The organism is Pseudomonas sp. R28(2017), assembly GCF_002112505.1.
Lineage (GTDB): Bacteria > Pseudomonadota > Gammaproteobacteria > Pseudomonadales > Pseudomonadaceae > Aquipseudomonas.
In genome coordinates this window covers 1-14,484 of the sequence record NZ_NEHW01000016.1, presented here as the reverse complement: position 1 = coordinate 14,484, position 14,484 = coordinate 1, and the positions used below count along the sequence as shown (strand labels likewise).

Here is a 14,484-nt window from a genome sequence, read left to right as displayed (position 1 = left end):
ACGCCATGCAACTGACCTATACCCCCAAGCAGCAGGCCTTCCGCGCCGAAGTGCGGGCATGGCTCGCCGACAACCTGCCACGCGAACCGCTGGCCAGCTACGACACCCGCGAGGGCTTCGAGCAGCACCGGGCCTGGGAAGCCAAATTGTTCGAGAGCCGCTGGTCGATGGTGATGTGGCCGGCCGAGCTCGGCGGGCGCGGCTGCGACCTGACCGAATGGCTGATCTTCGAGGAAGAGTACTACGGTGCCGGGGCGCCGATGCGGGTCAACCAGAACGGCCAGCTGCTGCTCGGCCCGACCCTGATGGAGTTCGGCACGGCCGAGCAGAAGCGTCGCTTCCTGCCGCGCATGGCGGCCAGCGTCGACATGTGGGCGCAGGGCTGGTCGGAGCCCAACGCCGGCTCGGACATGGCGGCGATCACCAGCAAGGCGCTGCTCGACGGTGACCACTACGTGCTCAATGGCCAGAAGACCTGGTCGACCCGGGCGATCTTCGCCGATTGGCTGTTCGGCCTGTTCCGCAGCGAGCCCGGCTCTAGCCGCCACCATGGCCTGTCGTTCCTGATGGTGCCGCTGGATGCGCCCGGAGTCAGCATTCGCCCGATCAAGGCGCTCAACGGCAAGGACGCCTTCGCCGAAGTGTTCTTCGACGACGTGCGCGTGCCGGTGGCCAACCGCATCGGCGCCGAGGGCCAGGGTTGGCATGTGGCGATGGCCACCGCCGGCTTCGAGCGCGGGCTGCTGCTGCGTTCGCCGGCGCGCTTCCAGTACACCGCGCGCAAGCTGGTGGAGCTGTTCAAGGCCCACCCTGCAAGCGCCGTGCGCGACCCGGCGCTGGGCGATGCGGTGATCGACTGCTGGATGGGCGCCGAAGCCTATGCCCTGTCGGCCTACCACACGGTCGGACGCCTGGCCCGGGGCGAGCAGATCGGTGCCGAGTCGAGCATCAACAAGATCATCTGGTCGGAGCTCGACCTGAAGATGCACGAAACCGCCATGCGCCTTCTGGGCGCCCGTGGCGAGCTGCTGGCCGGTGCCCCGGCGGCCGGCGATGCGGTGGGCTGGCTGGAGGGCTTCTTGTTCGCCCAGGCCGGGCCGATCTACGCCGGTACCAACGAGATCCAGCGCAACATCATCGCCGAGCGCATGCTCGGCCTGCCCAAGTAAGGACCAGGCCATGGACTTCACCTTTACCGATGACCAGCTGTCGTTTCGCGAAGCCATCAGCCGTTTCCTGATGACCGAAGCCGCCCCGGAGATGCTCCGGGAAATCTGGGAAACCGACGCCGGCCGCTCGCCGGACCTGCGCAACCGCATCGCCGCCCAAGGCCTGACCGCGCTGTCGGTGCCCGAAGCCGAGGGTGGGCTGGGCATGGACGACGTGGCCTGGGCACTGATGACCCAGGAGCTGGGCTACTACGGCATCCCCGACTCGCTGGCCGACACCGCCTACGTGGCCGCCGGCCTGCTGGCCAGCCTCGACCCCGGCCACCCGGCGCGGGCCGAGCTGCTGCCGCGCATTGCCGAGGGCAGCGTGCGCCTGGCGATCAGCCACGGCATCAACCCGCTGGTCAGCGATGCCCAGCTGGCCGAAGTGCTGATCCTGCCAGTGGGTGACGACCTCCACCTGGTGCCGCGGGCGGCGGTGGATGTGCAGGCCAACCCGAGCATCGACGCCTCGCGGCGCCTCGGCCTGGTGAGCTGGAACCCGACGCCGCAGACGTTGCTGGCCAGTGGCGAGCAGGGCCGGCGCCTGCAGGCGCAGCTGCTCGACCGCGGCGCACTGGCGGTGGCCGGGCAGCTGCTCGGCCTGGCCCAGCGCATGCTCGACCTGTCGGTGGACTACGTGGCCCAGCGCAAGCAGTTCGGCCGGCCGATCGGCAGTTTCCAGGCGGTCAAGCATCACCTGGCCGACGTGGCGCGCCAGATCGAGCAGGCCAAGCCGGTGCTGTACCGCGCCGCCCATGGCCTGGCCCAGGGCGAGGCGAACGCCTCGGTGTGGGTCTCGCAGGCCCGCCTGGCCTGCTGCGAGGCTAGCTGGCTGGCGGCGCGCCAGGGCATCCAGGTGCATGGCGCGATGGGGTACACCTGGGAAGTCGACCTGCAGATGTTCATGAAGCGGGCCTGGGCGCTGGATGCGTCCTGGGGCGACCGCGGTTTCCACAAGTCCCGTGTCGGCGCGTTCCTGTTCGCCGACAGCACCCGGCTCGGGCCGGGGCATACCTTCGAGGAGTAGCACATGGCAGAGGCATATATCGTCGATGCGCTGCGCAGCCCCACCGGCAAGCGCAAGGGCGCGCTGGCCGAGGTGCACGCCATCGACCTGGGCGCGCACGTGCTCAAGGCCCTGGTGGCGCGCAATGCCATCCCGGCCGAGGATTACGACGACGTGATCTTTGGCTGCGTCGATACCATTGGCGCCCAGGCCGGCGACATCGCCCGCACCAGCTGGCTGGCCGCCGGGCTGCCGCTGTCGGTGCCGGGGACCACGGTCGACCGCCAGTGCGGTTCGTCGCAGCAGGCATTGCACTTTGCCGCCCAGGCGGTGATGAGCGGCACCCAGGATGTGGTGGCGGTCGGCGGCGTGCAGACCATGACCCGCATTCCGATTTCCTCGGCGATGCTGGCCGGGCAGCCGCTGGGTTTTGCCGACCCGTTCAGCGGCAGCGAGGGCTGGCATGCGCGCTTCGGCACGCAGCCGGTCAACCAGTTCTATGCCGCGCAGCGTATCGCCGACCATTGGCAGCTCAGCCGCGAGCAGATGGAGGTGTTTGCTCTGGAGAGTCACCGGCGAGCGTTGGCGGCCATTGCCAGCGGGCGCTTTGCCCGTGAAATCGTCGGCTATCAGGGCTTGGCCGTAGACGAAACGCCGCGCCAGAGCAGCTTGGCGAAAATGGCCGAGTTGCAGCCGGTCGATCCGCAGTTCCCGTCGATCACGGCAGCGGTGTCGAGCCAGACCTGTGATGCCTCGGCGGCCTTGCTGGTGGTCTCCGAGGCCGCGCTCAAGCGCTACGACCTGACCCCGAGGGCGCGTATCCACCACCTGACGGTGCTGGGTGACGACCCGATCTGGCACCTCACCGCGCCCATCGCCGCCACCCGCAGGGCCTTGCAACGCACCGGCCTGCGCATGGCCGACATCGACCGGGTGGAAATCAACGAAGCCTTCGCCTCGGTGGTGATGGCCTGGAGGAAGGAGCTCGACTACGACCCGGCGCGCACCAACGTCAATGGCGGCGCCATCGCCCTCGGCCACCCGCTCGGCGCGACCGGCGCCCGGCTGACCACCACGCTGCTCAACGAACTGGAATGCAGTGGTGGCCGCTATGGCTTGCAGACCATGTGCGAGGGCGGCGGCCAGGCCAACGTGACGATCATCGAGCGCCTTTGAGCTGCGCTCTTCATTCCAAGCAAAAGGATTCAGACATGGCGATATGTGAAGGCCGCACTGTGATCATCACCGGTGCCGGCGGCGGCCTGGGCCGCGCCTACGCACTGGCATTTGCCGCGCAGGGCGCCCAGGTGGTGGTCAACGACATCCGTGCCGAGGCGGCCGAGGCGGTGGCCGAGGAGATCCGCGCAAACGGTGGCCAGGCCATCGGCAACAGCGACGACATCACCAGCCTGGCCAGCGCCCAGCGCATCATCGACGCCGCGCTGGCGGCGTTCAGCGAGGTGCACGTGCTGGTCAACAACGCCGGGGTGTTGCGTGACCGCATGTTCATCAGCCTGGAGGAAGACGACTGGGACCTGGTGATGCGCGTGCACCTCAAGGGCCATTACTGCCTGGCCAACCTGCTCGGGCGCCGCTGGCGCGACCTGGCCAAGGCCGGCACGCCGGTGGCCGGGCGGATCATCAACACCAGCTCCGGGGCTGGCCTGCAGGGCTCGATCGGCCAGTCCAACTATGCCGCGGCCAAGGGCGGCATCGCCGCGCTGACCCTGGTGCAGGCGGCGGAGCTGGCGCGCTACGGGGTCACGGCCAATGCCCTGGCACCGGCCGCACGCACGGCGATGACCGAAAGTGCGATGCCCGATGTGGTCAAGGCGCCGGAGGACGGCAGCTTCGATGCCTGGGCGCCGGAAAACGTTGCGCCGCTGGTGGTGTGGCTGGGCAGTGTCGAGTCCGCCCAGGTGACCGGGCAGGTGTTCGAAAGCCAGGGCGGGCGGATCTCGTTGGCCGATGGCTGGCGCACCGGCACCACCCAGGACAAGGGCGGGCGCTGGCAGGTCGAGGAGATCGGCCCGGCCGTGGCGCAGATTCTGGCCCAGGCACCCGCCGCACAACGGGTCTGGGGCAGCTGACCAGCGCCTGCAGACCATCGAACCGAGGAAAGCCCCATGAAACACGTTCCCCCTTATGTCCCCGGCCATCAGCTGCTGGCCGGCAAGTCGGTGCTGGTCACTGCCGCCGCCGGTGCCGGTATCGGTTATTCGGCGGCCCGGCGCAGCGCCGAGGAAGGCTGCCGGGCCTTGATGATTTCCGATGTGCACCCACGGCGCCTGATCGATGCGGTAGAGCGCCTGAAGGCGGAAACCGGCCTGCAAGCCATTTATGGCCAGCTGTGCGACGTCACGGTGGAAGCCGATGTACAGGCCTTGGTCGACCGCGCCGAGGGCCTGCTGGGCGGCGTCGATGTGCTGATCAACAATGCCGGGCTCGGCGGCCAGAAGGCGGTGGTCGAGATGACCGACCAGGAGTGGTCGCGGGTACTGGATGTGACCCTGACCGGCACTTTCCGCATGACCCGGGCGATGCTGCCGCACATGCAGCGGCGCGGTACCGGGGCGATCGTCAACAACGCCTCGGTGCTCGGCTGGCGGGCGCAGAAGGAGCAGGCCCACTATGCCGCGGCCAAGGCCGGAGTGATGGCGCTGACCCGCTGCAGCGCGCTGGAGGCGGCCGAGCATGGCGTGCGCATCAACGCGGTGTCGCCGTCGATCGCCCTGCACGACTTTCTCAAGAAGGCCTCCAGCGAAGCGTTGCTCGCCAGCCTGGCTAGCCGCGAGGCCTTTGGCCGCGCCGCCGAGGTCTGGGAGGTCGCCAACGTGATGATGTTCCTGGCCAGCGACTACGCGTCGTACATGGTCGGTGAAGTGCTGTCGGTCAGTTCGCAGCAAGCCTGAGGAGCGCCCCATGAATCATGTCTTCAACAGTGCCCAGGCCTTGCTCGCTGCCGAGGGCATGGACCTTGGCCACAGCGAGTGGCTGATCATCAGCCAGCCGCGCATCGACCTGTTTGCCGAAGCCACGGGCGACCACCAATGGATTCACGTCGACCCGCAGCGGGCCGCGCAAGGCCCGTTCGGTGCGTGCATTGCCCACGGTTACCTGACCCAGTCGCTGGTCAACCTGTTCCTGCCGCAACTGCTGACCATCGATAACCTGGCCATGGGAGTGAACTACGGCAGCGACCGGGTGCGCTTCCCGGCGCCGGTGCGCGTCGGTGCACGGGTACGTGGCCATGGCCAGATCCTGCGCGCCGAGCAGTTGGCCGACAGCGTGCAGTTGGTGGTGCGGGTCAGCGTGGAGATCGAAGGCGAAAGCCGCCCCGGCTGCGTGATCGACACCATCAGCCGTTACACCTTCAACCCCGTTAGCGAGTGAGCCGTCATGGACCAGAATGAAGCCGTCATCGTTGCCACCGCCCGTACCGCGTTGGCCAAATCGTTCCGTGGGTCGTTCAACGACACCGAGGCCCCTGTGCTGGGCGGGCACGTGGTGCGTGCAGTGGTCGAGCGCAGCGGGGTCGAGGCCGCGGCCATCGACGATGTGATCATGGGCGCCGCCGTGCAGCAGGGCACCCAGGGCTACAATATCGGCCGCCTGTGTGCCTATACCGGCGGGCTGCCCCACGGCGTGCCGGGCATGGCCGTGGACCGCATGTGCGCCTCTGGCCTGATCAGCATCGGCATGGCCGCCAAAGGCATCGTCACGGGCGAGCTGAACATTGCCATCGGCGGTGGCGTGGAGTCGCTGTCGCTGACCCAGACCAAGCACAAGAACAGCTACCGGGCCCAGTCCCAGGCGGTGCAGGTGGTAATGCCGGACGCCTACATCCCCATGCTGGAAACCGCCGAGATCGTGTCGCGCCGATACGGCATCAGCCGCGCCGCGCAGGACGAGTATTCGTTGCAGAGCCAGCTGCGCACCGCGGCGGCCCAGCGTGACGGTTTGTTCGACGAAGAGCTGGTGCCGCTGGAGGTCGACAAGCTGCTGTTCGACCAGGACGGCCAGCCCTCCGGGCATCAGCGGGTGCGCGTCGAGCGTGACGAATGCAACCGCCCGGGCACGCGCCTGGAGGACCTGGCCGCGCTGAAGCCGGTGTGGAAGGACGGCAAGTGGGTGGGGCAGGGCGCGTTCGTCACGGCGGGCAATGCCTCGCAGTTTTCCGACGGTGCGTCGGCCAGCCTGTTGATGAGCCGGGCCGAAGCGCGCAGGCGCGGGCTAACGCCGTTGGGCATCTATCGCGGTATCGCCCTGGCCGGGTGTGCACCGCAGGAGATGGGCATCGGGCCGGTGCTGGCGGTGCCGAAGTTGCTCAAGCGCTTTGGTTTGGGCGTAGCGGATATCGGCCTGTGGGAGATCAATGAGGCATTTGCCTGCCAGGTGCTGCATTGCCGGGATGCGCTGGAGATCCCGCCGGAGCGGTTGAATGTGAATGGCGGGGCGATTGCCATTGGACACCCGTTTGGCATGTCGGGGGCGCGGATGGTCGGCCATGCCTTGCTGGAAGGGCGCCGTAGAGGGGTGCGCTATGTGGTGGTGGCGATGTGCATCGGTGGTGGGATGGGGGCGGCGGGGTTGTTCGAGTTGCCTTAAGCCATTTGGACGATGTAACCCAGGGCGGGTCGGCTGGATGATCCAGGCACAATTCCAAGAGGGTTCCCCCCAATGAAGCCTGCCTCGCGCCAGCTGACCGGCTATGTCATGAGCGCCATTGTCATCGCCGCCGTGGTCTTTGCCTTCGCCCCCCGCCAACCCACGCCCCTGGCGGTCACCGAGGTGCTGGCCGACCGGGTCCAGGTCAATGCGCTGATCAGCAGCGGTGACCGGCTGATCGCCGTCGGTGAGCGCGGCACGCTGCTGGCCAGCCGCGACAGCGGTCGCAGCTGGCGGGCCAGCCAGCCTGGCGTCGGGCGCGAGGTGACGCTGACCGGCGTGGTCGCCCTGAACGATCAAGTCCTGGTCGCGGTGGGCCATGATGGATGGATCCTGCGCTCGGCCGATGGCGGCCAGACCTGGCAGGAAAAACACTACGACGCCGACCTCGGCGAGCCGCTGCTGGGCGTGTGGAGCGCAGACGGCAAGCAGGTGGTGGCCTATGGCAGCTATGGCAAGTTCCTGGTCTCGAACGATGCCGGTGAGCACTGGGCTGCGCGCGAGATGCCGGGTGACAGTGCCCACTTCAACGGCCTCGATGGCGGCGCCGACGGCCACCAGATGCTGGTCGGCGAGCAGGGCCTGGTGCTGCGCTCCGGCGATGGCGGCCAGCACTGGCAGCAGCTGCCAGCCTTCTACAATGGTTCGCTGTTCGGCGTGGTGCGCCTCTCGGCCAGCACCTGGCTGGCCTACGGCATGCGTGGCCATGTGTTTCGCAGCCACGACTTCGGCGACAGCTGGGAACGGGTCGAGGTCGGCAGCAGCCAGCCGATCTACGGCCACGCCCGCTTGCCGGGGCAGGCCGGGCTGGTGCTGGTGGGTGGCGGCAGCCGGCTGATTCACCTGGATGGCGAGGGTGACCTGCTCGGTATCGACCAGCTCAGTGGCCTGGGTACCTTGACTTCGGCGGTCGGCCTCAGTGGCCGCCACCTGCTGGTAGCCGGTGAACGGGGCGTGTTCCAGGGCGCACAACCTGACGTGGCGCTGAGCCAGGAGGCGCGGCCATGAGCGGCGCCCGCAGCGAACGCTGGGTGCGCCGTTGTGCCGACCGCTTGCTCGGCGCCAGGCGGGCCTGGCTCGGGGTGTTCCTGCTGGCCACCCTGGCGCTGGGCTACAGCGCCACCCAGGTGCGCCTCGACCCTGGGTTCAACAAGCAGATCCCGGTACGCCACGACTACATGCGCAATTTCCTCGATTTCGGCCGGGTGTTCACCGGGGCCAACCGGCTGCTGGTGAGCGTGCGCTGGAAGGGCGAGGGCGACCTGTACAACCCGCAGTTCCTCAAGGTGCTGCAACAGGTCACCGATGACGTGTTCTTCATCCCCGGCGTCAGCCGGCCGAGCGTAACTTCGTTGTTCACCCCTAACGTGCGCTATGTGGAGGTGACCGAAGAGGGCTTTGTCGGCGACCTGGTGGTGCCACCGCAGTACGCCGGCACTACCGAGGACTTGCAAAGGGTGCGCAGCAATGCCGCCCGTGCCGGGCAGGCCGGCCGCCTGCTGGCCAACGACCAGCGGGCGGCGCTGGTGCGCGCCGACCTGCAGGACAGCGACCCGCGCAGCGGCCAGCCAATATCGTATGTGGAGGTCGCCAGGCGCCTGGAAGACATCCGTGCGCACTATGGAAGCGCCGACATCGAGATCAGTGTGGTGGGCTTTGCCAAGCTGGTGGGCGATGTGGTGGAAGGCCTGAGCACGGTGCTGCTGTTCTTCGTTGTCGCCTTCCTGATCACCGCCGCGCTGCTCTGGGCCTACTCGCGCTCGCTGCGCCTGACCCTGGTGGCCTTGCTGGTGGCGCTGCTGCCGGTGGTCTGGCTGCTGGGCCTGTTGCCGTTGCTGGGCCTGGGCATCGACCCGATGTCGGTGCTGGTGCCGTTCCTGATCTTTTCCATCGGCGTGTCCCATGCGGTGCAGATGACCAATGCCTGGAAACAGGACGTGCTGGCCGGTGCGACGGCGCGGCAGGCGGCGCATACGGCGTTCTGCAAGATCTTCATTCCGGGCTCGCTGGCCTTGCTGATGAATGCCCTGGGGTTTGCGGTGATCATGCTGATCGACATCCCCATCGTCCATGAGCTGGGCGTGACCGCCTGCCTGGGGGTGATGCTGATGATCATCACCAACAAGATGCTGCTGCCGCTGGTGTTGTCGTACCTGCCGGCCGCGCCGGGGCGGGCAGTGCAGCCACAGGTGCGCCAGCATCCGCTGTGGTGGCGCCTGTCGGCACTGGCGCAGCCGCGGCCAGCGCTGGCGGTGTTCGCGGTCAGCCTGGTGCTGCTGGGCGTGGGTGTGTTCAAGGCGCGGCAGCTGGCGGTGGGCGACATCGGCCCGGGCGCGCCGGAGTTGCGCGCCGATTCACGCTACAACCAGGACAATCAGCGCATCGTTGGCAGCTATGCCATCGGCCTGGATGTGCTGGCGGTATTCGTGCAGACCCACGGCAGCGACGAAGCCTGCCTGGACCCGGCGGTGATGCGCGCGGTGGAAGCGTTCGACTTCCAGATGCGCCAGGTCGCGGGTGTGCAGTCGGTGCAGAGCGTCGCGGGTTTGGGCAAGGCGATGATTGCTGGCAACAACGAAGGCAACCCGCGCTGGGCCGCCATCCCCGGTTCCTCGCGTGGCCTGCAGCAAGGCTCGATGGCCTATGCACCGGACTCCGGGCTGGTCACCGAAGGCTGCCGACGCATGCAGGTGCTGGTGTTTCTCAACGACCACGAGGGGGCGACCGTGGCCCATGTGGTCAACGAGGCCCGGCGCATCATCGCCAGCGTCCAGGTACCGCAGGCGAGCTTCCACCTGGCCGGGGGCAATGTCGGGGTCATGGCGGCGTCCAGTGATGCGGTCAAGCATGCCGAGGCGTGGATGCTGGCGGCGCTGTTCTGCTCGGTGGGGCTGTTCTGCCTGCTGACCTTCCGCTCGCTGCGTGCGGTGCTGTGCATCCTGGTGCCGCTGGGCATCGTTGCGATCCTGTGCAATGCGCTGATGGCGCTGCTGGGCATCGGCCTGAAGGTCGCCACCCTGCCGGTGATGGCGCTCGGCGTCGGGGTGGGCGTGGATTACGGTATCTACCTCTACGAGCGCATCCAGCATGAAATGGCGGCCGGCCAGCCGCTGCGCAACGCCTTCTACCTCGCCATGTGCCAGCGCGGCACGGCGGCGGTGTTCACCGCCGTGACCATGGCGATCGGGGTTGGGACCTGGGCCTTGGCACCGCTCAAGCTGCAGGCCGACATGGGCATCCTGCTGGCGTTCATGTTCCTGGTGAACGTGTTCGGCGCGATCTTCCTGCTGCCGGCGCTGGCCGCCTGGTTCGACGGCGACCGGCCGCTGGTGGCCCGCGCTCCCGATCTGGAGCCTGCCCATGCTGTCTAACGCCCAGGTGTTGGAGCAGTTGGGCATCGAGCTCGGCGAGTATGAGCGCCTGATCGGCAACATGTACGATGCGGCGCTCGATACCCAACGGCTCAACGACGCCCTGCGCCAGCTGCGCGGGCTGTTTGCGGCCAGCTACGTGACGCTGATCCTGCGGGTGCTCGATGAGCCGCTGCTGTCACCGATGATGGTCGCCGGCGATGTCGAACCGGGGGAGGGCGGCGTCAATCATTTTGCCTACTGCGAGAAGGCCTCGTTGTTCGACCGGCTGCCGGTGGACACGGTATTCACCATCGACGGGCTGCTGAGCGATGCCGAGTGGGCCGGCTCGTCGTTCTACCTGTTGTACTGCGCGCCCTATGGCTGTTTCCACATGCTCGGCGTCGACATCAGCATGCCCGACGGTGGCACCCTGCGCCTGCGCATCAACCGCCCCCGTGGGCAGGCGCGCTTCGGCGAGCTGGAGCGGGCGCTGTGCGCGATGCTGGTGCCGCACCTGCGCCGGGCCCTGCACATGCATGCACTGCTCGACCGCAGTGCCTCGCTGGGCACGCTGTATTCCCACGCCATCAACCGCCTGGCCGTCGCCACCATCATGCTCGACGAGACCGGCAGTGTGCTGCAGCTGAACCCGGTGGCCCGCGAGATCCTCGACAGCAACGACGGGCTGAAACTGGTGGGCGGCCGCCTGGAGGCCACCTACCCGAGCGACAACCGCGAGTTGGGCCGGCTGGTGCGCAGCGCCTTCCTGCGCAGCCGGCAAGGCCACCTGGCCGCCCAGGGCGCCGAGGCGATGTCGGTGTCGCGCCCGTCCGGGCAGGTCAACCTGGGTGTGGTGGTCGAGCTGGTGCCGTCCCAGGAACTGGTCGAGGGCAAGGGCAAACCGACCGTGGTGGTGTACGTGCGCGATGCGGTGGGCAAGTCGCTGGCCAGCAACAGGGTGACCGCGCAGCTGTACAACCTCACCCCGGCGGAAACCGGCTTGGCCCTGGAGTTGGCCAACGGCTTGTCCCTGGAGGAGGCTTCCGAACGGCTCAACATCCGCCGCAACACCGCACGCGCGCACCTGCGCTCGATCTTCTCGAAGACCGGGGTGCGGCGCCAGACCGAGCTGGTGCGGATCATGCTCAACAGCGTGGTCGCGCTGGGCGAGCCCGGCAGTTTGCCGGCGCAGATGCGTTAGTCCGAGCGGACGATGCTGCTGCCGCGAGGGCCTGCCGATACTGGGCCACCGCTATCGGTAACCAAGGAGAACAACAATGACCGAGAGTATTCTGGCGCGCCACGGCCTGGCCATGAGCCTGTTGCTGGTGGTTGCGGCGCCGGGTGCCGTGCTGGCCGCCCCCGAGGATGTCGAACGCCTGGGCAAGGACCTGACCTGCGTCGGCGCCGACCCCAGCGGCAATGCCGACGGCAGCATCCCGCCATTCTCCGGCAAGTGGCTGGGCGTGCCGCCGCACGTTGCGTTCAAGGGCACCGGCCAGCACCCGGTCGACCCGTACCCTGATGAAAAGCCCTTGTTCGTGATCACTGCCGACAACCTGGGGCAATACGCCGATGCGCTGTCTGACGGGCAGAAGGCGCTGTTCAAGTTGTACCCGACCACCTTCAAGATGCCGGTCTACCCCAGCCACCGGGATTTCCGCTTCGACGATGCGGTGTGCCAGGCAACCCGCGAGAACGCCAGGGTAGCCAAGCTGGTGGACGATGGCGAAGGTGTGGTCGGCAAGACCGGCGGCACGCCATTCCCGGTGCCGCGCAGCGGCCTGGAACTGCTGAAGAACGCGTCGACCTTCACTCTGCGGGCCTGGACCGAGGAATACACCTCCGACAACGCCTACGTGCTCAAGGACGGCAACATCAACTGGGGTCGCGTGCATTCGCGCAACCTGGCCCCGGCGCTGGAGCCCGGCAAGGTCGGTGACACGGTAGGCAACTCGTCGTTCTACCTCAATGAAACCCTGTTGCCGCAACGCGACAAGGGCGAGATCAACACCGGCACCGAGTTCTGGAACGACAAGACCGAACCGCGCCAGGCCTGGCGCTACGACCCGGGCACGCGGCGGGTGCGGCAGTCGCCCGGCTATGGCTTCGACATGTCGTTCCCTGGCAGTGGTGGCTCGATCACCGTTGACGAGGTGCGCCTGTTCAACGGCTCGGGGCAGCGTTACGACTGGAAGATCGTCGGCAAGCGGGAAATGTTCATCCCCTACGACACCTACCGCCTGCATGCCCCGGACCTCAAGTACGCCGACCTGCTCACCCCCGGGCACATCAACCCGCAGGCCATGCGCTACGAGCGCCACCGGGTGTGGGAACTGGAAGGCACACTGAAGCCGGGTTACCGCCACTTGTACGGCAAGCGCAAGTTGTACATCGACGAGGACACCTGGTTCCCGATGCTGGCCGACAACTACGACAACCGTGGTGAGCTGTGGCGCACCTCGATGGTCAACTACTTCTACGCCTACGAGTCGCAACGGCCCCAGGCCGGCGTGGGCCTGTACCACGACCTCAATGCCGGCAGCTACCTGGCGTTCAACCTGATCAACCAGCAGCGCACCGGCTACCTGCTCAACCGTCCAGGCTTCAGCCCGCGCGACTTCGGCCCGGAGGCGGCGCGGCGCTTTGGCCAATGAGGCCCGGCCTAGTCCGATTGAAGGATGAGGGCCCGGCACGGCTGCTCAAAGATAGCGGCCAGGTAATCCCCCCGGCATCGCAGGGGTATTGCCGGTGATTGGCGTACCCCCTACAGGAATAACAACAACATGACCAAACTCGCCGAACTCTCCATCGACAGCGCCCAGCGCACCCACCGCTACGCCCGGGGCTGGCATTGCCTGGGCGTGGCCGACGACTACCGTGATGGCAAGCTGCACACCTTGAACGTGTTCGGCACGCGCCTGGTGGCCTTCGCCAACAGCGCCGGTGCCATCAGCATCCTCGACGCGTTCTGCCCGCACATGGGTGCCGACCTGTCCCAGGGCACCATTGAAAACGACGCCGTGGTCTGCCCGTTCCACCACTGGAAGTACGACACCAGCGGCAAGTGCGTGGACATCCCTTATTGCAAGCGCATACCGCCCAAGGCCAAGACCCGCAGCTGGCTGACCTGCGAGGAAAACAACCTGCTGTTCGTCTGGAACAACCCGGAAGGGCGCCCGCCGAAGGAGGGCGTGGTCATTCCGCACCTGCCGGAAATGGACGACCCGGAGTGGATCCATGACTGGAACATCGACACCATGCTGATCGAGACCAACCCGCGCGAGCTGGTCGACAACCTGGTCGACGCCCAGCATTTCGGGCCGGTGCACGGCACCCCGACCAAGTATTTCGCCAACGAGTTCGAAGGGCATATCGGCCGGCAGATCTTCCATGGCGACTCCGAGCGCTTGGGCGGCGACCTGATTGCGCCGTCGGCGTACTACGGGCCGGCCACCCACTTTACCGAGCTGAGCTCGATGTTCGGCGAGGTGCGGGTGCACGCGATCCTGCTCAACAGCCACGTGCCGGTGACCCCGGACAGCTTCGTGCTGCGCTTCGGTTGCATGGTCAAGCGTGTGCCGGGCCTGACCGACGAGCAGAACGGCGAGATCGCCAAGGCCTACGTCAAGAGCAACCGCGAGTCGTTCTACCAGGACGTGGTCATCTGGAAGCACAAGGTGCGCATCGACAAGCCGGTACTGGCCGAGAACGATGGCCCGGTGTATCACCTGCGCGAGTGGTACCAGCAGTTCTTCACCGACGAAGACCAGGTGCCAGCGAGCATGGCCGAGCGGCGCGAGATCATCACGGTGGATGAACGCTGAGTGCTTGCGCCCTGCCAGCCAGCCTGGCAGGGCGGCAGATCGAGAGGTGGGTCATGAAGATTCAGCGTTTTCTGGCGTACTGCGTGCCGCTGTCGGTGGTGCTGATCATCGGCCTGACGTTGTTGGCCTCGGCTGCGCCCGAGTCTGCCGGGGCCAGGGCCTGCCGGCAGATTCCGGGCTGCATGAGTATCCTGCCGAGCTTCCAGGGGTTTCCCGGGGTTCGTTGAGTGGTACAGGCGCAATAAAAAGCCCGGCCCTCGTTTGAGGACCGGGCTTTTGCATCCGTGGATCAGGCCAGCTGTTCCAGCTCGGGAACCGCTTCGAACAGGTCGGCGACCAGGCCGTAATCGGCCACCTGGAAGATCGGCGCTTCTTCATCCTTGTTGATCGCGACGATCACCTTGGAATCCTTCATGCCG

Annotated in this window: 13 protein-coding genes and 1 pseudogene; 13 read left to right on the top strand and 1 reads right to left on the bottom strand. The window is 67.2% G+C overall.

Going from position 1 to position 14,484, the window contains the following annotated elements:
- The first annotated feature begins 5 nt into the window (after positions 1–5).
- The 13 genes from CAF78_RS23420 to CAF78_RS28505 all read left to right on the top strand — a co-directional run bounded on the left by CAF78_RS23420 (position 6) and on the right by CAF78_RS28505 (position 14,292).
- On the top strand, positions 6–1,169 hold the full coding sequence (locus tag CAF78_RS23420; RefSeq protein WP_085677261.1) for an acyl-CoA dehydrogenase family protein: 1,164 nt from the start codon (positions 6–8) through the stop codon (positions 1,167–1,169).
- A gap of 10 nt (positions 1,170–1,179) precedes the next feature.
- A complete protein-coding gene (locus CAF78_RS23415) occupies positions 1,180–2,238 on the top strand; it encodes an acyl-CoA dehydrogenase family protein (protein ID WP_085677260.1) in 1,059 nt (352 codons plus the stop codon).
- A gap of 3 nt (positions 2,239–2,241) precedes the next feature.
- The gene (locus CAF78_RS23410; RefSeq protein ID WP_085677259.1) at positions 2,242–3,393 is read left to right on the top strand and encodes an acetyl-CoA C-acetyltransferase; all 1,152 of its coding nucleotides are present in this window, start codon (positions 2,242–2,244) and stop codon (positions 3,391–3,393) included.
- 35 nt (positions 3,394–3,428) lie between these two features.
- On the top strand, positions 3,429–4,307 hold the full coding sequence (locus CAF78_RS23405; RefSeq protein ID WP_085677258.1) for an SDR family oxidoreductase: 879 nt from the start codon (positions 3,429–3,431) through the stop codon (positions 4,305–4,307).
- Positions 4,308–4,343: 36 nt separating this feature from the next.
- Positions 4,344–5,129, top strand: a complete 786-nt coding sequence (locus tag CAF78_RS23400; protein ID WP_085677257.1) for an SDR family oxidoreductase — start codon at positions 4,344–4,346, stop codon at positions 5,127–5,129.
- A gap of 10 nt (positions 5,130–5,139) precedes the next feature.
- Positions 5,140–5,610: a MaoC family dehydratase gene (locus tag CAF78_RS23395; RefSeq protein WP_085677256.1), complete on the top strand. Its 471-nt coding sequence runs from the start codon at positions 5,140–5,142 to the stop codon at positions 5,608–5,610.
- A 6-nt stretch (positions 5,611–5,616) separates the two neighbouring features.
- A complete protein-coding gene (locus CAF78_RS23390; protein ID WP_085677255.1) occupies positions 5,617–6,825 on the top strand; it encodes an acetyl-CoA C-acyltransferase in 1,209 nt (402 codons plus the stop codon).
- 72 nt (positions 6,826–6,897) lie between these two features.
- Positions 6,898–7,893, top strand: a complete 996-nt coding sequence (locus tag CAF78_RS23385; protein ID WP_085677254.1) for a YCF48-related protein — start codon at positions 6,898–6,900, stop codon at positions 7,891–7,893.
- Complete coding sequence (locus CAF78_RS23380; protein WP_085677253.1) at positions 7,890–10,256, top strand: RND family transporter; 2,367 nt, start codon at positions 7,890–7,892, stop codon at positions 10,254–10,256. The genes CAF78_RS23385 and CAF78_RS23380 overlap by 4 nt, the downstream gene beginning before the upstream one ends.
- Positions 10,246–11,439, top strand: coding sequence for a helix-turn-helix transcriptional regulator (locus tag CAF78_RS23375; protein ID WP_085677252.1), 1,194 nt, complete (start codon positions 10,246–10,248; stop codon positions 11,437–11,439). The genes CAF78_RS23380 and CAF78_RS23375 overlap by 11 nt, the downstream gene beginning before the upstream one ends.
- Before the next feature lie 112 nt (positions 11,440–11,551).
- A complete protein-coding gene (locus tag CAF78_RS23370; RefSeq protein ID WP_085677417.1) occupies positions 11,552–12,895 on the top strand; it encodes a DUF1329 domain-containing protein in 1,344 nt (447 codons plus the stop codon).
- Positions 12,896–13,024: 129 nt separating this feature from the next.
- Positions 13,025–14,065 (top strand): Rieske 2Fe-2S domain-containing protein, encoded by a 1,041-nt coding sequence (locus CAF78_RS23365; protein ID WP_085677251.1) that lies wholly within the window; start codon positions 13,025–13,027, stop codon positions 14,063–14,065.
- A gap of 53 nt (positions 14,066–14,118) precedes the next feature.
- Complete coding sequence (locus CAF78_RS28505; protein ID WP_156340919.1) at positions 14,119–14,292, top strand: hypothetical protein; 174 nt, start codon at positions 14,119–14,121, stop codon at positions 14,290–14,292.
- A gap of 62 nt (positions 14,293–14,354) precedes the next feature.
- On the opposite strand, the pseudogene CAF78_RS23360 reads toward CAF78_RS28505, so the two are convergent.
- Positions 14,355–14,484: pseudogene (locus CAF78_RS23360) on the bottom strand (electron transfer flavoprotein subunit alpha/FixB family protein); the annotation flags it as partial.